This window comes from Antarctobacter sediminis (assembly GCF_019218285.1).
Lineage (GTDB): Bacteria > Pseudomonadota > Alphaproteobacteria > Rhodobacterales > Rhodobacteraceae > Antarctobacter > Antarctobacter sediminis.
Window position 1 is genome coordinate 279,790 of the sequence record NZ_JAHUZG010000002.1, and the last position, 20,854, is coordinate 300,643.

A 20,854-nucleotide genomic window follows, 5' to 3' on the forward strand; every position below is an offset into this window, starting at 1 on the left:
AGGCTGCATGTCTTTCCACGTCAACAAACACGAAAAAGGCGCCCCCCATGGGCGCCCTCGTCCTTGCTTCTTCTGTCCGGAAATATCCCGGGGGAGTCCCGCAGGGACGGGGGCAGAGCCCCCTACTGCTGTTCCGGCACAAGGATCTCGCGCTTGCCGACATGGTTGGCCGACGACACGACCCCCTCATCTTCCATCTGCTCGACCAGTCGCGCAGCCTTGTTATAGCCGATGCCCAGCTTGCGCTGGATGTACGAGGTCGAACACTTGCGGTCCTTGATGACAATCGCCACCGCCTGGTCGTACAGCGCATCTTCGCCACCGGTGTTGCCGCCGGTATTCAGCCCCAGCACCGCATCGATGTTCTCCGCCTTTTCCTCGTCCGGGCCCTGCACCACGCCCGACACATAGTCCGGAGGGCCAAAGGCCTTGAGGTGGTTGACGATCTCTTCGACCTCTTCGTCGCTGACAAACGGACCATGGCAGCGAGTGATCTTGGCCCCACCCGCCATGTACAGCATGTCGCCCATGCCAAGCAGTTGCTCGGCCCCCATTTCACCGAGGATCGTGCGGCTGTCGATTTTCGACGTCACCTGGAAGGAAATCCGGGTGGGGAAGTTCGCCTTGATCGTACCGGTGATGACATCGACCGAGGGACGCTGCGTCGCCATGATCAGGTGGATCCCCGAGGCCCGCGCCATCTGGGCAAGACGCTGGATGCAGGCTTCGATCTCTTTGCCCGCAACCATCATCAGGTCGGCCATCTCATCGACGATGACGACGATATAGGGCATCTTCTTGGGCTCGAATTCATCCGTCTCAAAGACCGGTTCGCCGGTTTCGTCGTCAAAGCCGGTCTGGACCGTGCGGCTGAACATTTCGCCTTTAGACAGCGCGTCTTCGACCCGGCCGTTGTAGCCGTCGATGTTGCGCACGCCCATCTTGGACATCTTGCGATACCGGTCTTCCATCTCGCCCACGACCCATTTCAGGGCGACGACCGCCTTTTTCGGGTCCGTCACCACCGGCGAGAGCAGATGCGGGATGCCGTCGTAAACGGACAGTTCCAGCATCTTGGGGTCGATCATCACCATCCGCAGGTCTTCGGGCGGCAGCTTGTACAGCAGCGACAGGATCATCGTGTTGATCGCAACCGATTTGCCCGAGCCGGTTGTCCCGGCGATCAGCAGGTGGGGCATCTTGGCAAGGTTGGCCACCACCGGTTCACCGCCGATGTCCTTGCCCAACGCCAGAGGCAGCTTGTGTTTGCCATCGCCATAGTCGCGCCCGGCGAGGATCTCGCGAAAGGAGACCATCTCGCGGTTGTCATTCGGCAGTTCGATCCCGATCACGCTGCGGCCCGGCACGGTCGAGACACGGGCCGACAACGCCGACATCGACCGTGCGATGTCATCGGCAAGGCCGATCACCCGGCTTGCCTTGAGACCCGGTGCCGGTTCCAGTTCGTACATGGTGACGACCGGGCCGGGGCGGACGCTAACGATCTCGCCCTTGACGCCATAGTCATCCAGCACGGTTTCCAGCATCCGCGCGTTTTCCTCCAGCGCCTCGTCGCTGAGGATGTGACGTTCGATCTGGTCGGGTGACATCAAAAGGGACAGCGGAGGAAGCTCGTATTCCGCTTCGGATTCGTCGAAGGCAAGGGTGGGCTGTGCCTCCAGCTTGGCGCGGGTAGACAGTTGCACAGGTTTGCGCACCGGCTGCTGGACGACCTTCTTGGGCTCGGGCAGCGGCACGGCGGCGCGCGCTTGCGGCGCGGGCTGCGGCTCTGGCTCGGGCCGATAATCGTCGGTCAGCATCTCGGCTTCGCCATCGTCATAGCGGTCGTCATAGCCATCATCGTAGGCATCGTCTTCGCCGTAGTCGTCGAAATCACTGAGTTCCGAATAGACCTGAGTATCGACCTCTGGTTCCTGCGCGGGCGCACGGGACAGAACGCGGGGCGCGGACTCGACTGGAGGCAATTCCGTTTCCAGCTCTGGCTCGGGGGCCGGCTGGTATTCTGCCGACACCGCCGACACTGATGGCACGGGCACAGCTGTGGTCAGCGGAGGTTCAGGCGGCAATTGCCGCGCGGCAGCCGTCAGCGGCGGCTCGGGCGGCAAGGCGGGCGCGCGCGGTGTGTCCCGGAACACGATGGGCTGTGGTCCATAGCCACGGCCCTTGGTCAAAGGCTTGTCCGCCGCGATATGCGGAGTCTGGCGACCGGGCAGAACGGTGGCGCGGGATTTGACGGCCCGCGCGATCTTGGCGCGAATGCGATCCTCGCCGGGCACCTCGACATCATGGTCGAACAACTCTTCGACCAGTTCCGGCTGCGGCATCGGTTCGGGTTCTGCGCGGCGGATCATGCGGGACAGGAAGCCGGGCTTTTCAGCCTGTGGCATCGGTTCGTCGTCGATCAGATCCTCGTCTTCCAAATCGTGGAAACCGGCCTCGGGCGATGGCGGCACACCCATGTCGGCACGCAGGATGCGCGATGCTTGCGGCACTGCCACCGGGGCAGGTTCTGCCGTGGCAACCAGATCCGCGGCCGCAGCCTCGGCGGCACGCCGTTCAGCCCGGACCGCACGGCGTTCGGCGCTGGCGGCCTGCACACGTTGTGCCGCGACCAGAGCACCGCTGGCACCATGGCCCATCAAACGCACCAGCGTTGCATAGACCATGACCACGCCGACAACCAGAAAGCGCGCCAATGCCTTCAGCTCATCCCGGGTAAAGCCAAGCACAAAGGCCCCCATCAAGAGAATCCCGCCGCCAAGGCCAAGCTGCATGATCTTCAGGCCCGTGCCCGGCGAAAACGGCATCACGGTCAGGGCGGACCCCATCATCATGTCGCCGAACAGGCCGCCAAGGCCAAAGTTATGCGTCCAGTCGGCGGTTTCGTGCAGGCCCGAGGCATAGACTGCACAAAGCGCCACCCAGATCGGCGAAAAGATCAGGCAGGAAAAGGCGCGCCCATTGCCCTTGTGCAAGGCCATCCGCGCGCCCCAGGCCAACAGAACCGCCGCAAGCGCCCATGTGCCCAGACCGATGATCATGAACAGCGGTGCGGCCACGTAGGAACCCAGCCGCCCCATCCAGTTCTGCACCGGCGCATCCGTCGCCGACAGCCAAGACGGGTCATCCGGCGTATAAGAGGCAATCATCGCAGCCACCATCAGACCCAGCGCCACCAGCCCCAGCCCGATCAGTTCGCGGCCCCGCTTTTCCAGGGTCGCGGCGGTATTGGTGTCGAAAAGGGGATTCCGCCCCCTTGCCTGAAATGATGCCATCTTCGCCTCGTCGTTCTTGTTTTTATGGTCTTATGAAAACAGGCAGTCGCGGATGCGGATCAGCCCGTCTTTTGTTTCGTCAAAGGGCGCAACCAGTGCCGCGCGGATATACCCCTGCCCCGGGTTTCCATCCGCCGTGTCGCGCGAAAGATAGGCGCCGGGCAATGCCCTCACGCCGGTTTCCGTCCAAAGCTTCAGTGTCGCCGCCTCGCCGTCCTCGACCGGCAGCCAGAGGAACATCCCGGCCTGCGGCGGCATGTAGCCGGGAACATCTCCTAGGAGTTCATCGGCCAACGCATATTTCGGCGCCCATAGCGCGCGGTTCTCCCGCACATGGGCCTCATCGGACCACAGCGACTCGGACGCGCGCTGCAACGGCAGCGGCACCGGAGCCCCGGCATAGGCGCGCAACTGGCGCAGGCGGGCGATGCTTTGCGGCCCTCCTGCAACGAATCCCGAACGCAGGCCCGGCAAGTTCGACCGTTTCGACAAGGAATGCAGCGACAAGACCCGCTCGGGGTCGGCACCCATGGCCGCCGCAACCTCCAACGCGCCTGTGGGCGGCGTGTCGCGGTAAAGCTCGGCATAACATTCGTCGGCGACGATCTGGAAATCGTGCTTTTCGGCCAAGGCGATCAGGGTTCGCCAATATGTCTCGTCCGCCATCACTCCCTGCGGGTTGGCAGGGGAGCAGATATAGCACAATGCGGTGCGATCCAGAACATCAGCGGGCAAGGACGCGTAATCCGGCAGATGCCCTGTCGCTGCCGTTGCGGGTACAAAAACCGGCTCTGCCGCGACCGAAATCGCCGAGATCATGTAGACCTGATAGAACGGGTTCGGCATCAGGACCGCCGGACGCGCACCGTTCTTTTGTTCAGGACACAGCGCCATGCCGATGTTGTACAGCCCTTCGCGGGTGCCATTCAGGTTCATCACCTGCGTGTCGGGATCCAGCGCCACACCATAGCGGCGGTTCAGCCAGCCGGTGATGGCCGACCGCAATTCCGGTGTGCCCTCATTCGGCGGATAGCGTCCGAATTCCCCGGAATGCTGCGCGATGATGTCCGAAACCCACGCCGGAAAGGCATGTTTCGGCTCACCAATGGACATGTGCAGGGCCGGCCCGCCGGGATCGTGGTGATCCAACAGCGCGCGCAAACGCGGGAACGCATAGGCCGGTAGGTTCGAAAACCGCTCGGGGAACATAGGAACTGCCTCAAGAGTTGCGGGATCATTCGTGTGCCCCGCGTTTGGCCGCAGGATACGGAAAAACAGGGGGTTCTGTCCAGAATCAAGGACCTGCCAAACCCCGATGTGACGTCAAAGCCGCAGTCGCGCGGAATTAACCAAAGTTAACCGGACAGCGCGCCCTCGACCGCGGCGGCCAGCCGAAGCAGGCGATGTTCGCCCATCGGTGCCCCCATCAGGGAAATCCCGCAGGACGGCGTGCCTGTGGGCAAGGTCACGATGGCGCCGCCCAGCAGGTTGCCGATCCGGGTATTGCGCAACGTGCGCAGGTTCGCCTGAACATAGGTGTCGCCCAGCTCCATCAGCTTGTCGACCTTTTCGGGCAGATTCGGAGCCGTCGGGCAGAGAACCGCATCGAATCCCGCCGTGACCTCGGCCCAGCGGGCGCGCATGACGTCAATGCCTTGCCAAGCCGCGATGAAGTCCGCCGCCGAATGGGCGGCACCTGCCTCGAACCGTTCGCGGATCGGGGCAAACATCACATCGGGCTGCGAAGTGATGGCCTCGCGCCAGGTGGCCCAGGCCTCGGCTGTGTACAGCATCCCGGAATCGGCATGGGGGCGGGCAATTTCGGGAAACTCCAGCTCGACGATGCTGGCCCCGGCTTCGCGCAGCTTGTTCAGTGCGGTGGCATAGGCGCGCGCCGGGGCGTCGTCCAGATCGTCCATGACCACGGTTTGCAGCGCGGCAAAGCGCCGGCCAGACAGGTCCACACCGGTCAGATCGGGGGCCGGAGCGCCCTCTAGCGCTGACAGCATCAGCGCCGCGTCCTCGACCGTGCGGCACAGCGGGCCGACCGTATCGAATCGCGCGATCAGAGGCACGACCCCGGACAGGCTGAGCCGCCCGGATGTGGTTTTCAGCCCGACAAGATCGTTCCAGCAGGCCGGAAGCCGCACAGATCCGCCCGTATCAGAGCCGACCGCCGCCGGGGCCAGACCAAAGGCAACAGAGGCTGCCGCCCCAGAGGATGACCCTCCGGCCACAGCCTCGGGGTCGTTCACGCAAGGGGCGGTCGCGGTTACGGGGTTGAGGCCAAGCCCGGAAAAGGCCAGTTCTGACATATGCGTCTTGCCGAGGCAGACCATGCCGTTGCGCGTGGCATTGCGCAGCACCTCTGCGTCCCGGTCCGGAATGCGCCCCGCCAGCAGGCCCGAGCCCGCCTCGGTTACGGTTCCGGCGGTGTCATATAGATCTTTCCAACTGATCGGCACGCCGTCCAGAGGATGCACGCGCAAACCCAGTTGCGCGCGCGTTTTCGCGGCCTCTGCCTCGGCCAGCGCGCGATCGGGCGTCAGCCGGGCATAGATTCGGTCCCGCATGGGATGCGTGTTGATTTGGTTCAGGAAATGTTCGGCCAGCGCCACCGGATCGATTGCGCCCTCCGCGATTCCACGTCCCAGATCCGCGGCGGTCATTTCAGTCCAGTCGCTCATTCTGCCCTCCCCTTTCGCTGCGACCCCGACGGTAGCGGCAGGCGGGCGCATGGACAATCCCGTGCGGGCCTCCATATTGCGGCTCATGAAGTATGACCTGATTATCATCGGCGGCGGTCTGAACGGCCCCGCGCTTGCCCTTGCCGCCGCCCAGGCCGGTCTGCGGTCCTGCGTCGTGGATGCCCTGCCGCTGAACAGCCGCAAGGCAGAGGGTTTCGACGGGCGTTCCTACGCGCTTGCACGGTCGTCGCAACGCATGCTGGAACGGCTTGGGCTTTGGTCCGAACTGGATGCCCATGCCCAGCCGATGAACCAGATCAAGGTCTCGGACGGGCGGGTTGGCGATGCCGGTGTGTTTCTTGGCCTGCATTTCGACAGCGCCGAGATCGAGGATGGCCCGATGGGCTTTATGGTCGAGGACCGCTATATCCGCCGCGCCCTGCTAGAGGCTCTGGCCGGGTCCGAATTGATCGACCACAGGTCAGAAACGCTGGCCACGGGGCAAGCGATCGATACCTCCGGGGCCTCGGTGACGTTGGCGGATGGCACCGTTCTGCAAGGGCGCCTGATCGTGGGCGCCGACGGACAGCGCAGCGGCGTCGCGCGCCGCGCCGGAATCCGCCGCATGGGTTGGAGCTATGGGCAAACCGCGCTGGTCTGCGCGATTGCACATGAACAACCACATGACGGCGTTGCGCATCAGTTGTTCCTTCCCGCCGGTCCGCTGGCGATCCTGCCGCTGACCGGCAATCGGTCCAGCATCGTCTGGAGCGAAACAGACAGCCGGGCCAAGGCCATCAATGCCCTGCCCGATCCGGAATACCTGCAAGTGCTGCGACCCCGCTTTGGCGACTTCCTTGGCGAGATTTCACTTGAGGGGGCGCGTTTCACCTATCCGCTGACGCTGTCTCTGGCGCACGATTTCGTTTCGGATCGTGTGGCGCTGGTCGGGGATGCGGCACATCGCATGCACCCGATCGCAGGACAGGGCCTGAACGCAGGGCTGCGCGACGTCGCGGCGCTGGCCCATGTCATCATCCATGCGGTACGGCGCGGCGAAGACATCGCCGGGCCGGGTGTGCTGGACCGTTATGCCCAATGGCGGAGGTTCGACACCGCCTCGCTTGCGGCCTCGACCGACCTGTTCAACCGACTGTTTTCCAATGACAACCCGCTGTTGCGACTGGGCCGCGATATCGGCATGGCCGCGATCAATGCCGCCCCTGGATTACGGCGCGGGTTTATCCGCGAGGCAGCAGGATTGACCGGCGACCTGCCCGACCTGATGCGCGCCTGAAGGCCTTTACCCTTGCTGCTTTGGGCGTAGACTGCGCCCAATTCAGGGAGGAACTTCATGGAAAAGAAATGCGCGATTGTCACCGGGGCCGCGCGCGGCATCGGGCTGGCCACCGCTGACCTGTTTCTGGAAAACGGCTGGCATGTGGCGATGCTGGACCGCGACGGTGACGAGTTGCTGAAACAGACCGCCACGCGCGAAAACGTGCTGCCACTGGTCCGCGACGTGTCGAACCCACAGGACGTTGGCGCCATGGCGCGCGAGACGATGGACTGGGCCGGGCGCATCGACGCGCTGGTCAACAATGCCGGCGTGGCTGAGTTCGGCCCCGTCGCGGATTGCGATTTCACCATGTGGCGGCGTGTGATGGAAACGAACCTCGACGGTGTGTTTCTGTGCTCGCAAGAGGTGGCCCCGCATCTGAAGGAAACCCAGGGCGCCATCGTCAACATCGCCTCGATCAGCGGGCTGCGCGCTTCGACCCTGCGGGTGGCCTATGGCACCTCCAAGGCAGCGGTGATCCAGTTGACGAAACAACACGCCGCGGAACTTGGGGAATACGGCATCCGGGTGAACTGCGTGGCACCCGGGCCGGTCAAGACCAAGCTGTCGATGGCCGTGCACACGCCCGAGATCATCCAAGCCTACCACGATTCCATTCCGCTGAACCGCTATGGCAGCGAACGCGAACTGGCCGAGGTGATCGTTTTCCTCGCCTCGGAAAAGGCTTCTTACGTGACGGGACAGATCGTGGCCGTGGATGGCGGGTTCGATTCCACCGGCGTGGGTCTGCCGGCGCTGCGCGCCTGATCCGCCGCCGCAAACGAAAAGGGCGGGGATTGCCCCGCCCTTTCCATGTCGCCTGACGGCGATTTACTTGATGCGCTGACCGTTGGCCAGAACATGGCCTTCGGCGTTGACTTCGATGGTCGAGGTCATCGAATCCGGCTCTTCGCCCGGAACGGTGAACATCGACATCATCATGCGGAAGCCCATCGCATCCTCTTCGGGCAGCAGACCCATCGAGATCAGGTTGTCGATCAGCGTGTTGGCACCGGAAACCTGAAGATCCAGCTTGCCTTCCGGACGCGGGAAACCGTCAAAGCTGTCGAGATCCGTGTTGTCGAAGGTGAACGCCCCCGAACCAAGGACCACGCCGCCAACCATGTCGACCACGAAATCGCTGAGCGTGAGCGAGTTCAGCTCACCCGGAACGCCACCGGTCATGCCCAGCTTTTCCATCGCCTCGGTATCCATGAGGCTGACGAAAGGCGTAACCATGGCGTTCAGGTTGAAGGCAACGGTGGCCGGATCGCGCGGCAGAACTTCGCCCGGATCGAAGATGTTCCACAGCATGTTGTCCATGGTGAAATCACCAAGGATCACCGACAGCGACGCCGGCTGCGGTTCTTCCGACGGGCTCAGCGGCAGTTCCAGAGCGAAACCGACCTCACCCAGTTCGGCGCTGATCGGCAACGGCAGGTCCGGGCCCGCCATGGCAACCGACTGCCCGGTGCCCGAGATGGCATAGGTCAGGTTGGTTTCAGACACTGCAACGCCAAATTCGCCGCCGGTCGAGCTGAACTTGCCGGTGGTCGGGCCATCGCCTTCGTCGAAGGCGAATTCGGTCTGGCCGCCGGTATGCTTGAGCACGACATCGACCGCGCCGCCGTTCTTGAACATCGAGGTCGGATCCTCGATGTCGAGATCCAGCGGCAGGTAGGTGGAGCCACCGCTGCTGAGGCCGGTCAGGTTCATCGAGAACATGCCGCCCTCGTCCCCTTCGGGATCGTCGAACTTGACCGACAGCGCCAGGTTGCCCATCGACATGTCCTGTTCGATCCGGCGCATGGTGTCGTCGATCATGATATGCGAGGTGCCGGACAGCGGCCCCATCGACATCGACGCATCGACAACGTCGCGCCCGATCTCTTCACCCTCTTCGTGGTCAAAGATCCGGACCAGCTGCAAGCCGATGCTGTCGCCCGAATAGGTGTAGGTCAGGTCGCCGGGGTCGCCGGTCACCATCATCTCCAACCCGCTGTGGGTCATGGCGACGACGATTTCTCCGACAGTTTCATCACCTTCGACGAAGAAGGCGGTAAGCTCACCGGATTCGGGGTAGGTGACGGAAACCGCGCCCTCGCCTGCTTCGGCGAAGGTCATCGGCGGCATCACAAGGCGGATGACGCCGTCTTCCTCGGGGATGGTCACGACCATGGTCATGTCCGACACCACGAGGGACGAGCCTTCCATCGCCTCGGTGGCGGTGATCTCGTACCCGAAATTGGTCATGTAGGCTTCGAAATCGTCCCAGACCTGCTGGGGCGTGACGTCGGCCCAGCTCGGGCCTGCCATCGCGACGATGGCCAGCGCCGAGGCTGTTGCGTAGCGTTTCATAATGTCTCCTCTCTGTCGGGGCAAACGAATGTGTGTAGTCTCAAGGCCTTCTTGGGCCCGGTCAAGGGACTGGATTCCATACTATTGAGCGATTACGACAGTTGCGAGACGCCATTTTGTGGCGCAGTAGACCAATTCCTGCAGGAGACCAGACATGGGCGTCGACCTAGGCGGAAAGACGGTACTGATCACGGGCGCAAGCCGCGGAATCGGGGCCGAAGCAGCGCGGGCATTTGCCGCGGCAGGCGCAAAAGTGGCGCTGGTGGCACGTTCGGCCGAAGCGGTGGCCGACCTTGCAGGCGAGATCGGTGAACAGGCCGTGGCCATTCCCTGTGACATCGCCCGATACTGGGAAATGGAGCAGGCCGTCGCAAAATGCGTCGAGGCGCATGGCGGTCTGGACGTCCTCGTGAACAACGCAGGCGTGATCGAACCCGTCGCCCATATGGCCGACGCCGACCCGGCAGCATGGGGCGAAGTGATCGACATCAACCTCAAGGGCGTGTTCCATGGAATGCGCGCCGCGCTGCCTGTGATGCTGGACAACGGCGGCGGAACCGTGCTGACCATCGGATCCGGCGCGGCGCATGGCCCGGTCGAGGCGTGGTCGCACTATTGTTCGTCCAAGGCAGGCGCTTTGATGCTGACCCGGATGCTGGACAAGGAATACCGCGACAAGGGCATCCGCGCGCTGTCACTTTCGCCCGGCACCGTGGCCACGCAAATGCAGCGCGAGATTAAGGCGAGCGGCATCAACCCGGTCAGCCAGTTGGACTGGTCGGACCATATCCCCCCCGAATGGGTCGCACGGGCCTTGGTCTGGATGTGTTCTGACGCGGTGGACGCCTATCGCGGCGGCGAAATCTCGCTGCGGGACGAAGACGTGCGCAAGGCGGTCGGCCTGACATGATCCGGCTGGACAAGGACGAGGCGCTGTGGATCGCCACGATCGACCGGCCGGACAAGGCGAACTCGCTGACCGCCGAGATGCTGGTCACACTTTGCGAGATCGCCGAAGCGGCCCAGACCGGTGCGCGGGCATTGATCCTGACCGGCTCGGGCAAGGTGTTTTCGGCAGGCGCGGACCTTGACGCCGCCAAGGCGGGTCTGGCGGTCTCTCCGCTTTGGGAACGGCTGTCGGGGGCGATTGTCCGCCACCCGGGCCTGACGATCTGCGCCCTGAACGGCACGGTGGCGGGTGGAGCCATGGGCATGGCGCTGGCCTGTGACCTAAGGATCTCGGTTCCCGGGGCCAAGGTCTTTTACCCGGTGATGAAGCTCGGATTCCTGCCGCAGCCGTCAGACCCGGCGCGCTTGGCGGAACTGGTCGGCCCCGCTCGGGCCAAGATGATCCTAATGGCCGGGCAGAAGATCCCGGTCGAAGAGGCGCAGACCTGGGGCCTGATCGACCGGATCGTGGACAGCGACCTGATCGGCACGGCGCTCAGCCTGACCGAGGACACAATCGGCGCGGATCCAGCCCATGCGCGGGCGATCAAGGGGCTGATCGGTCAGCGTTAGAACCGGCCGGGATAGACGTGCATCATCTGGTGCACGTCGCATTCGCTGGCAAAGGCCTCGGGGCTGCGGTCGATCATCTCGCGCATCAATGCGCGGGTCGCTGCGGCCTCTTCGTGGCTGTTTCCGATCGGCCTTGCCGAGGCAAACAACCGGGCCAAGGTCCGGCGCAGGGCCGTGTAGGCGGGCAAGCCTGCGGAGGTCTGGGGAAAGTCGATCAGGGCCATGGCGGGTCTCCGGGGCAACGGCGTGGACTGACCTTAAATTACCATACGTCAACTTTGGACTGGTATCCTCTGCAACGTTGTGTTGCTCTACATAAATGAAGAGCTCGCTTCGCAACTGGTCCGATCTGCGCGTGTTCCTTGCTGTCGTACGCAAGGGTTCGACATTGGCGGCCAGCAAGGGGCTGGGCATGGCGCAACCCACCGTGGCCCGAAGGATTGAGGCGCTGGAACATGAACTGGGGTTGGTGCTGTTCGACAAGGACACGCGCGGTTTTCATCCCACCGCTGCGGCGCTGGACATCCTGCCCTTGGCCGAAAACATAGAGCACGCCGCCACCGCCCTGTCCGAAAGGGCCGCCGCGCTCGCTGCGCCGCGCATGATCCGGATCACCGCGGTCAACCGCAATTTCTCTCCTCGGGCGATGGCGATCTTCGACGCCTTCGCCGAACGTCACCCCGAAGTCAGCTTTGATTTCCTGCCCAGCGTGACTCCGCTGGACCTGATGGGCGGCGAGGCCGACATTGCCCTGCGGCTGACCCGCAACCCGGTGGACCCTGATCTGATCTGCCGCAAGATCAGCACCGCACGGTTCGCCCTTTTCGGATCAGACCGGTACGCGGAACGATACGGCCTGCCGCGATCCGTCGAAGAAATGGCAGACCACCGCTTTGTCAGTTTCATGCGCCCCGGTGTTCCCCCGGCGCTGCATGATTGGTTGCTGCGTCATGTTCCCCAAAGCCGGATCGTGCAGGTCTTTGCCGAGATCGACCTGTTAGAGGCCGCCATCGCCTCGGGCCGCGGGCTTGGCGTGCAGAACGTCCGGCTGGCGGCGGACAGGCCCGGCATCCGGGCCTGTTTCGATCCGATCCCGGAGCTTGATATGCAGCACCTGATGCTGATTTCACCCCGGTCTTATCGGCGCCCCGAGGTAAAGGCTTTTGCAAGGTTCTTTGCCCCGCGTTATGCCGCCATCTTTCGCTGACGCTCAGCCTTCGCTGCACAGACGGTGGATCACGCTGTCGGCGGTGACACGGCCAAGGACCGCACCGCCCTCCGTCACAGTCAACGGCCCCTCCTTGAGGCGCGGCATCAGATCACGGATTGCCGTTTCGGCGGCGACTTCGGCCTGCCCCGTGCCCGGCTCCATCACGTCCCGTGCCGTCAATACGCCCAGCGGGTTCATATTGGCCACGAAATCGGCCACATAGTCCGAGGCGGGCGCGGAAAAGATCTCTCGCGGGGTGCCGGTCTGGACGATGCGTCCACCTTCCATGATCGCGATGCGATTGCCGATCTTGAACGCCTCGTCCAGATCATGGCTGACAAAAAGGATGGTGCGTTTCAACTCGCGTTGCAGGTCAAGCAGTTCATCCTGCAACCGGGTCCGGATCAACGGATCCAGCGCCGAAAACGGTTCATCCATCAAGAGGATCGGCGCATCGGTGGCAAAGGCGCGCGCAAGCCCCACCCGTTGCTGCATCCCGCCCGACAGTTCGCCAACCTTGCGGCTGCCCCAGTCCGACAGCCCCACAAGCGCCAGTTGACGATCAACGGTGGCCGCGCGTTCACTGGCGCCCTGCCCGGCCAGTTCCAGACCAAAACCAACGTTTTCGGCCACAGTGCGCCAAGGCAACAGCCCAAACTGCTGGAACACCATGGCGACGCGTTTTTGGCGGATTTCGCGCAGACGATTTGACCGGCAGTCCGCCACATCGACCATTTCACCGCCATCGTTCACCAGAACGCGGCCCCGCGCGACCTTGTTCAACCCGTTGACAGCGCGCAAAAGGGTCGACTTGCCAGAGCCAGACAGCCCCATCAGGACGACGATTTCCCCCTCTTCGACAGTCAGGCTGCAATCATGCGCGCCCAGAACCTGCCCGGTCTCGGACTGGATGCCCGCCCGGTCCATACCTTTGTCCGCCAGAGGCAGCGCCGCCTGCGGGTGATCGCCAAAGACGATCGAAACATTTTCAAAAGATACTGCGCTCATTGTTTCCACCTCAGCGCACGGTCCAGCATGATGGCGACCACGACGATGATCAGCCCGGCCTCAAAGCCAAGCCCCGTATCGACCCGGTTCAGCGCCCGCACAACCGGAACGCCCAGACCGTCGGCCCCGACCAGTGCCGCGATGACCACCATGGACAGCGACAGCATGATGGTCTGGTTCAAGCCCGCCATGATCTGCGGCAAGGCCGAGGGCAATTCCACTTTCCACAGCTTTTGCCCCGGGGTGGCGCCAAAGGCATCCGCGGCCTCCAGCAGCGACTTGGGCGTCGAGGATATGCCCAGATGCGTCAGGCGGATCGGCGCGGGGACAACGAAGATCACTGTTGCAATCAGGCCCGGCACCATGCCGATACCGAAAAAGACAATGGCCGGGATCAGGTACACAAAGGTCGGCAAGGTCTGCATCAGGTCCAGGATCGGACGCATAAAACGATACAGGCCCGGGTTATGCGCCGCGACGATGCCGATGGGCACGCCGACCCCCATGCAGACCACGCAGGCGGACAGAACCAGTGTCAGGCTTTCGGTCGTTTCTTCCCAGTACCCCTGATTCAGGACAAACAGAAAACCGACCAGCACGAGCGTCGGTGCCTGCCATCTTCGGTGCAAGGCAAAGGTTGCCAATGTCAGCACCACGATCACGATCAAAGGATGCGGTTCCTGCAACACCCAAAGGATGCCGTCGATCAGCGCCTCCATCGCGACGGCCATGCCGTCAAAGAACCACGCGCCATGATCCTGCAACCAGTCGAAACCCGCCTCGGCGGCGTCCCCCACGGGGATCTTGTACTCTGTCAGCCATTCCATGGCGCAAACCATCGTCCCGCCCCGGGCAGAGGTCAAGCGCGCGGAAGGTCAGGCCGCGCGTTTCGGTACGGTTTGCGGAGACCGGGTCGCACCCTGACCAAGGGTGAATTCGCCCACCAGACGCGACAGTTGCCCTGCCTGCCGGGCAAGGTCCGTGGCCGCCGAACGGCTGGCTTCGGCGACCTCGGTGTTCTGGCCGGTAAGGCTATGCAGCTCGGTCATATTGGCCAGAACGGCATCAAGGCTGCGGGTCTGGCCGTCGGCGGCACGGGCCAGTTCAGCGATGGTTTCGTCCACGTCGCGCACACGGTCGCGGATCGCCTCCAACGCGCCGCCGGTTTCATCCACAAGATCGACCCCGGTGCGGATTTCCCGCCCGCTTTCCTCGATCAGCTTCTTGATGTCCATCGCGGCACTGGCCGAACGGCTGGCCAGTTCGCGCACTTCTTCGGCCACGACGGCAAAGCCCTTGCCCGCGCTGCCCGCCCGGGCGGCCTCGACCCCCGCATTCAGGGCCAAAAGATTGGTCTGAAAGGCGATATCCTCGATCAGCGCCGAAATCTGACTGATCTGTTCGGACGATCCCGAAATCCTGTCCATGGCGGCGATGGCCCTGCGGACCACCTCGCGCGATTCATCGGCGCGCGCACGGGCGTCATCGGCAAGGCTCTTGGCGCTGCCAAGTGCCTCACGCGCCGTGTCCTGCGCCGCAACCAAGGCGCCCACCGCATCGCCGGCGTGGCCGATGGTTTCGACTTGCCGTTCCGTTCGCCCGGCCAGATCCCCGGCGGTGCCGCGCATGTTGCCAGCACGTGAATCGAGGTCACCGGCGGTTTCGGCAAGCGCCCCAAGCACGGTGCGCAACCGCGCCGCCGCCGTGTTGAAATCGGTGCGGATGGCATCGTATTCCGGTGCCAGAGGCACATCGAAATGCAGCGATAAATCTGCCTCGGCCAGAGCGCGCAGCCCCTCGGTCACAAGGTCGACCACCTGTTGGTGCTTGGCGTTCAGTTCAGCCTCATTGGCCTCGCGGATGCGGTCATTCTCGGCGCGAATAGCCAGTGTCTTGACCTTCAGCTCTTCGATGGAGCGGGCAAGATCGCAGATCTCGCTTCCACCGTTCAGGCAGGGAACGTCCAGATCAAAGCGATCATTTGCAAACTCAAACAACACGGCGCGCAGCTGCCGGATGCGACGGGACATGATCTCGAATATGAGGACAGCCAATCCAACCACCAGGATGGCGGCACCGATAGCGGTCCAAAGCTGGCGGCGCCGGACGTCATTTGCCGTCGACCGCGCCACCGCGGCCAATGACATCGTATCCTCGATCAGCTCGGTCTCGATCCCCTGAAGGGCGGCCTGCCAGTCCGCGTGAACACCGATCCAAGCGTCGAAGGACAGCGCCTCCCAGTCACCCGAGCCCAGCCGGGCGCGGAAGATTGCGTTGCGACTATCCTGCAATGCCGCCCAGGCCGCCCCCTCTGACACCGACGTGCCCAGCGCCGGTTGACCGGAGAGGCGACCCGCGGTTTCCAGCCCGATACCTTCCAGCCGGATCGCGGTCAGGAACTCGGAATAGGCGACAGTGTTGAAGGACCATTCGGTGACCGCGGTTGCGCCCAGCGCCGCCTCTCTTGCGGACCAAAGGCGCACTTCGGACAGGGCCGCCATGGCCCGCAGGCGGTCCAGCACGGCGCTGTCGGCGCGGATCGACAAAGCCGCCTCTGCCAGACGGTCCAGATCCTCCAGCAGCGCGGCATAAACAAGGCGGCCATCATTGGCCGGCACCAGAAGGTCATCGACATTCCCGCGCGCCACGCCCAACCGCTCTGTCAGCGTGATCAGGCGGTCCCCGGCCTGCGGCGCACGCCCGGTCAACAGCGAAAGACCTGTTTGCAAGCGGTCCAGTGCTGCGTCGGTCACGGCAACCTGCGCCGCGAAACCCTCGGCCCCCGCATCGCCGAACGACCCCAAGACACCGGCCGCCAACGCCATTTCCGCGCCCAGGTGATACTGCGCCTCTCGCAGCAGCCTGACCTCGGCGATCACGTCGTAAACCTGACCGGCCTGCGCGGCCTCCTTGTCCAGCCGGTCGATCTGTAACCAGACATAGAACCCCAACAGCCCGACCATCGGCGCAAGCAGGGTCAAGAGGATCCACCGCAGTTTCATGTAAAGCCCTTCCTCGACGCACTGGACACAACCCGGGCCGCGGCGCGGGACCCGCGCAGGCTCGTCAAGAAAGGTGAAGGATGATTGAATAAGCCTTTGCGCGCTTAGGGCGCATTTTGTTCAATTGCCCCAAGGCAATGGGCGAGGCACCAATGCGCCCCGCCCGATTTTCTTATTGCAGCGCGCCCATGACCGCCGCCTTGGCGTCGCCGCCATCCTTGGCGGTCACGCCGTCAAGCCAACCATCCAGCACCTGCGTATTGGCCGAAAGCCAGGTCTTTGCTGCGGCCTCCGGCTCTTCGCCTTCGTCCAGGATCAGGCCCATGATCTCGTTTTCCATCGCCAGCGAAAACTCGAGGTTTGTCAGCAAAGCGCCAACGTTCGGGCATTCCTCGACATAACCCGCGCGGGTGTTGGTATAGACCGTGGCACCACCCAGATCGGGGCCAAAGTAATCGTCCCCGCCCGTCAGGTAGGTCAGATCATAGTTGGCGTTCATCGGGTGCGGCTCCCACGCGAGGAAGATCACCGGTTCGTCACGTTTCACCGCACGCCCGACCTGTGCCAGCATGCCCTGTTCCGAGCTTTCCTTGACCTCGAAAGCGTTCAGTCCAAAGGCGTCCTTGTCGATCATGTCGATGATCAGGCGGTTGCCATCATTGCCAGGTTCGATGCCATAGATGGTTTCGTCCAGAGCATCCGCATGCGCCGCGATATCGGCGAAGTCCTTGATCCCCATGGCGGCCCCTGCCGCATTGGTCGCCAGCGTGTATTTCGCGCCATGCAGGTTGGCGCGGACGGTGTCGACGGTGCCGGCATCCCGATAGGGGGCGATATCTGCCTCCATCGTCGGCATCCAGTTGCCGAGGAAGATGTCGATGTCGCCATTGGCCATGGAGGTATAAGTGACGGGCACCGACAGAACTTTGATCTCGGTCTCGTAGCCCAGCGCATCCAGAACCAGCGTGGTGGCCGCCGTGGTGGCCGTGATGTCGGTCCAGCCTACGTCAGAAAAGGTGACGGTGCCGCAATCGGCCAGGGCGGTGCCAGCGGCAAAGCTGAGCGCAAGTGCGGAAGTGAGGGTCTTTTTCATTGCTTTCTCCCATGTTGGTTTTGCGCGCAAGTAGACAGCGCCTTGCCGCCCATTGCAACCGGACAAGGGGGCTCTGCCCCCGGCGCCCTGCGGTCGCCTCCCCCGGAGTATTTTTGCCAAGAAGAAACCGGGACGACGGGCATGTGACTGCACTGTGTTGCGGGCGGCCCTTTGCCGCTCGGGAAGGTCTCGCAGGTGGGGCGGGCCTGTGCCATCATCGGGACCAAGGCGGCACGGAGGCAGGCAAATGGCGGATCTGGAACGGCGCATCGCGCAGGGACGCGGCGACGAGGTGGCGGACAAGGTCCTGCGAGGCGCGCGCATTTTTGACCTTGTGACCGGAGCCTTGCTTGAGGGGGACGTCGCGATCTGCGGCGACACGATCGTCGGTGTCTTTGACAGCTATGAGGGGCGTGAGGTGATCGACGTGTCGGGCCTGATCCTTGTACCCGGCTTTATCGACACGCATCTGCACATCGAAAGCTCGCTGGTGACGCCATTCGAATTCGACCGTTGCGTTGGGCCGCGCGGGGTGACGACGGCGATTTGTGACCCGCATGAAATTGCCAATGTGGTGGGCGAAGCCGGGGTCCGCTATTTCCAGCAGGCGAGCCTGCACACGCTGATCGACATCAAGGTGCAACTGTCGTCCTGCGTGCCCTCGACCCACATGGAAACAGCCGGTGCCGAACTGGATGCGGCGGCGATTGCCCGGCTGATGGGGCACGCATCGGGACTTGGGCTGGCGGAGTTCATGAATTTTCCCGGCGTGATCCACCGTGACCCGGGTTGCATGGACAAGCTGCGCCTGTTCGAGGGCGGACATGTGGACGGGCATTGCCCGCTGCTGTCCGGCAAGGATCTGAACGCCTATGTGGCGGCGGGCATCCGCACCGAGCACGAGGCAACCTCGGCCCCTGAAGCCTTGGAAAAGCTGCGCAAGGGGATGCGGGTTCTGATCCGCGAAGGATCGGTGTCGAAGGACATGCACGCCCTGCAACCGCTGCTGGACGAGCGCACGGCACCCTACATGTGCCTGTGTACCGATGACCGCAATCCGCTGGACATCGGGGAGCACGGCCACCTCGATTACATGATCCGCGAGATGATCCGCCTTGGCTCATCGCCGCTGGCGGTTTACCGGGCGGCGACCTTGTCGGCGGCCGAGGCGTTTGGCCTGAAGGATCGCGGCATGATCGCCCCCGGCAAGCGGGCGGATATCGTGGCACTGGGATCGCTGGAGGACTGCGATGCGCAAATGGTGCTGGCCGGGGGCGTTGTCCTGTCCGAGGCGGCCTTTGCCGCGCGCGAGACAGTGGCCCCGGTCGGGCGGCAGTCGGTCAAGGCGCCGCGCGTCGTGGCCGAAAACTTTCGCGCCCGCGCCAACCGGGTGGACACCGATGTGATCGGCATCCGCGAGGGGCAGATCCTGACCGACCACCTGCACGAAGACATTGCCATCGAGGACGGCGACAAGATGCCGGACGTGGAACGCGATCTGGTGCGGATCGCGGTGGTGGAGCGACACGGGAAGAACGGCAATATCGCCACGGGCTTCGTCAAGGGATTTGGCCTGAAAGCGGGGGCAATTGCCTCGACCGTCTGCCATGACCATCACAATATCGCCTGCGTGGGCGTGGATTATGGCGACATGGCCGTGGCGGCCAATCGGCTGGGTGATATCGAGGGCGGTTTCGTTGTGGTCCGTGACGGCGCGGTGCTGGCGGAACTGGCCCTGCCGGTGGCCGGCTTGATGAGTCTTGACCCATTCGAGGACGTACGTGCCCGGCTGGTGGACTTGCGGGCGGCGGCGAAATCGCTGGGCGTGGGGCTGGAAGAACCGTTTTTGCAGCTTGCCTTCCTTGCCTTGCCGGTGATCCCGGCGCTGAAGATCACCGATCGGGGCATGGTGGACGTGAACCGGTTCGAGATCATCGGATAGCGAGCTGCCCCAGCCCGCCGCGGCGGCAAGACGGCCGCATTGCACCGGCCCTTTGCGGGCCGATGCAGGTCAAGAACCTTACAGCCGGTTCAACAACGCAGGGGTCGGCCATGCGTCGGCGGGCATGCCCAGTTCGCGCTGGACGTCACGCACGGCGCCGCGCGTGCCGGCACCGAGAATGCCGTCGATCTTGCCCACGTCATAGCCGCGCGCGGCCAGCTTGGTCTGCAAGAGCTTCATCTGCTCGCCCGACAGGCCCTGTTCGGGGTTGCCCGCGTCATAGACCGGCGCGCCTTCCAGCCGGGTGCCGAAATAGGCGGCGGTCAGAACATAGGTAAAGCTCTGGTTCCACTCAAAATAGATGCTGAAGTTCGGGTACGCGATAAAGGCTGGTCCCTTGCGGCCCTGCGGGATCACGATAGATGCCTCCAACCGGCCGTCATCCAGCGGACCGTGCTTGCCGCGCACGCCGAGCTGTTCCCATTCGGCGACGGTCTTGGTGGCGTGCATCCCGGTGTCATACCACTCGAGATCGGCGGGCAGATCGACCTCTTGCAGCCAAGGCTCATTCGGACGCCAGCCGAGATGCGACAACATCTTGGCACCGGACATAAGCGCATCGGGGGCCGAGGTCTTGGGCGTGACATGGCCATCGCCATCGCCGTCGACGCCATTGATCAGGATGTCCTTGGGCAGCATCTGCACCATGCCGATCTCACCGGCCCATGCGCCCGTCGTTGTGCGCGGGTCGAAATCGCCCTGTTCATAAAGGGACAGGGCCGCAAAGATCTGGGGCCGGAAGATTTCCGGGCGGCGGCAATCATGCGCCAGCGTCACCAACGCGTTGAGCGTGTTGAAATCGCCCTGAAAGGCGCCGAAATCGGTTTCGAAGGCCCAGAAGGCAAGCAAAACGCCGCGCGACAGACCAAATTCGCTTTCGATCCGGTCGAACACGCTATCATAGCGGCTGGACATCTGGCGCCCCTTGTCCAACCGGTTCTGGCTGATCAGCTTGCGCGAGAAGGTGATGAACGGATCCTGAAAGATCCCTTGGCGGCGGTCAGCCCGCAGCACCGCATCGCTTTTCTGCGCGCTGGCAAAGAACCGCTGGACTGCCGCTGGGTCATGGCCAAGCGTGACCGCCTCCTGTGCCAGCCCATCGACAAAAGCGCCAAAGCCTCCGCCGCAGGGCACGTCCTGTGCCTGGGCCGTGCCTGCCAACATCAGCGCACCGAAAATAGCCGAAAAACGCATGATTTTCCCCGATTGCTCCGTTTGGGCAGCACAGTAGCAAGACAGGCGCGCGGGGCAAGCGGGCTTCGTTCGTCGCGCGTTCCGGCGCCACTTTGAACGGGCATCGGCAGAAATTTACCGGATGTTCAGAAAACTGACCAAAGT

16 protein-coding genes are annotated in these 20,854 nt (G+C 63.5%); 6 read left to right on the forward strand and 10 right to left on the reverse strand.

Annotation, left to right across the window (positions count from 1 at the left end):
- Nucleotides 1-122: 122 nt before the first annotated feature.
- The 3 genes from KJP30_RS09090 to KJP30_RS09100 form a co-directional block, all read right to left on the reverse strand.
- Nucleotides 123-3,296 carry a DNA translocase FtsK gene (locus KJP30_RS09090; protein ID WP_218448723.1) on the reverse strand — a complete coding sequence of 1,058 codons (3,174 nt, stop codon included), beginning with the start codon at nucleotides 3,294-3,296 and terminating at the stop codon, nucleotides 123-125.
- Between the two features lie 30 nt (nucleotides 3,297-3,326).
- Entirely contained in the window at nucleotides 3,327-4,505 is a 1,179-nt protein-coding gene (locus tag KJP30_RS09095) for an aminotransferase class I/II-fold pyridoxal phosphate-dependent enzyme (protein WP_218448724.1), read from the reverse strand.
- A gap of 146 nt (nucleotides 4,506-4,651) precedes the next feature.
- Nucleotides 4,652-5,983 carry an amidase gene (locus KJP30_RS09100; RefSeq protein WP_218448725.1) on the reverse strand — a complete coding sequence of 444 codons (1,332 nt, stop codon included), beginning with the start codon at nucleotides 5,981-5,983 and terminating at the stop codon, nucleotides 4,652-4,654.
- A gap of 49 nt (nucleotides 5,984-6,032) precedes the next feature.
- Here KJP30_RS09100 and KJP30_RS09105 point away from each other — a divergent pair, with 49 nt between their 5' ends.
- Entirely contained in the window at nucleotides 6,033-7,280 is a 1,248-nt protein-coding gene (locus KJP30_RS09105) for a UbiH/UbiF/VisC/COQ6 family ubiquinone biosynthesis hydroxylase (protein WP_218448726.1), read from the forward strand.
- Between the two features lie 57 nt (nucleotides 7,281-7,337).
- On the forward strand, nucleotides 7,338-8,090 hold the full coding sequence (locus tag KJP30_RS09110; RefSeq protein WP_218448727.1) for an SDR family NAD(P)-dependent oxidoreductase: 753 nt from the start codon (nucleotides 7,338-7,340) through the stop codon (nucleotides 8,088-8,090).
- Between the two features lie 63 nt (nucleotides 8,091-8,153).
- Here the strand turns inward: KJP30_RS09110 and KJP30_RS09115 are convergent, their stop codons facing one another.
- Nucleotides 8,154-9,680, reverse strand: a complete 1,527-nt coding sequence (locus KJP30_RS09115) for a DUF2125 domain-containing protein (RefSeq protein WP_218448728.1) — start codon at nucleotides 9,678-9,680, stop codon at nucleotides 8,154-8,156.
- A 154-nt stretch (nucleotides 9,681-9,834) separates the two neighbouring features.
- Between KJP30_RS09115 and KJP30_RS09120 the strand changes: the two genes are divergently transcribed.
- On the forward strand, nucleotides 9,835-10,590 hold the full coding sequence (locus KJP30_RS09120; RefSeq protein ID WP_218448729.1) for an SDR family oxidoreductase: 756 nt from the start codon (nucleotides 9,835-9,837) through the stop codon (nucleotides 10,588-10,590).
- Nucleotides 10,587-11,201, forward strand: a complete 615-nt coding sequence (locus KJP30_RS09125) for an enoyl-CoA hydratase/isomerase family protein (protein WP_218448730.1) — start codon at nucleotides 10,587-10,589, stop codon at nucleotides 11,199-11,201. The genes KJP30_RS09120 and KJP30_RS09125 overlap by 4 nt, the downstream gene beginning before the upstream one ends.
- On the opposite strand, the gene KJP30_RS09130 is transcribed toward KJP30_RS09125, so the two are convergent.
- Nucleotides 11,198-11,425, reverse strand: coding sequence for a hypothetical protein (locus tag KJP30_RS09130; protein WP_218448731.1), 228 nt, complete (start codon nucleotides 11,423-11,425; stop codon nucleotides 11,198-11,200). The genes KJP30_RS09125 and KJP30_RS09130 overlap by 4 nt on opposite strands.
- 95 nt (nucleotides 11,426-11,520) lie before the next feature.
- Between KJP30_RS09130 and KJP30_RS09135 the strand changes: the two genes are divergently transcribed.
- The gene (locus tag KJP30_RS09135) at nucleotides 11,521-12,408 is read left to right on the forward strand and encodes a LysR family transcriptional regulator (RefSeq protein WP_218448732.1); all 888 of its coding nucleotides are present in this window, start codon (nucleotides 11,521-11,523) and stop codon (nucleotides 12,406-12,408) included.
- A gap of 3 nt (nucleotides 12,409-12,411) precedes the next feature.
- On the opposite strand, the gene choV is transcribed toward KJP30_RS09135, so the two are convergent.
- The 4 genes from choV to choX all read right to left on the reverse strand — a co-directional run bounded on the left by choV (nucleotide 12,412) and on the right by choX (nucleotide 17,514).
- On the reverse strand, nucleotides 12,412-13,419 hold the full coding sequence (gene choV / locus KJP30_RS09140) for a choline ABC transporter ATP-binding protein (protein ID WP_218448733.1): 1,008 nt from the start codon (nucleotides 13,417-13,419) through the stop codon (nucleotides 12,412-12,414).
- Nucleotides 13,416-14,246 carry a choline ABC transporter permease subunit gene (choW, locus tag KJP30_RS09145; protein WP_218448734.1) on the reverse strand — a complete coding sequence of 277 codons (831 nt, stop codon included), beginning with the start codon at nucleotides 14,244-14,246 and terminating at the stop codon, nucleotides 13,416-13,418. The genes choV and choW overlap by 4 nt, the downstream gene beginning before the upstream one ends.
- A gap of 48 nt (nucleotides 14,247-14,294) precedes the next feature.
- A complete protein-coding gene (locus KJP30_RS09150) occupies nucleotides 14,295-16,421 on the reverse strand; it encodes a methyl-accepting chemotaxis protein (RefSeq protein ID WP_218448735.1) in 2,127 nt (708 codons plus the stop codon).
- A gap of 172 nt (nucleotides 16,422-16,593) precedes the next feature.
- Entirely contained in the window at nucleotides 16,594-17,514 is a 921-nt protein-coding gene (choX, locus tag KJP30_RS09155; RefSeq protein ID WP_218448736.1) for a choline ABC transporter substrate-binding protein, read from the reverse strand.
- 247 nt (nucleotides 17,515-17,761) lie between these two features.
- On the opposite strand from choX, the gene ade reads away from it, so the two are divergent.
- Nucleotides 17,762-19,456 (forward strand): adenine deaminase, encoded by a 1,695-nt coding sequence (gene ade, locus KJP30_RS09160; protein ID WP_218448737.1) that lies wholly within the window; start codon nucleotides 17,762-17,764, stop codon nucleotides 19,454-19,456.
- Nucleotides 19,457-19,534: 78 nt separating this feature from the next.
- On the opposite strand, the gene KJP30_RS09165 is transcribed toward ade, so the two are convergent.
- Nucleotides 19,535-20,710 carry a lytic murein transglycosylase gene (locus tag KJP30_RS09165; RefSeq protein WP_218448738.1) on the reverse strand — a complete coding sequence of 392 codons (1,176 nt, stop codon included), beginning with the start codon at nucleotides 20,708-20,710 and terminating at the stop codon, nucleotides 19,535-19,537.
- Nucleotides 20,711-20,854: the final 144 nt, after the last annotated feature.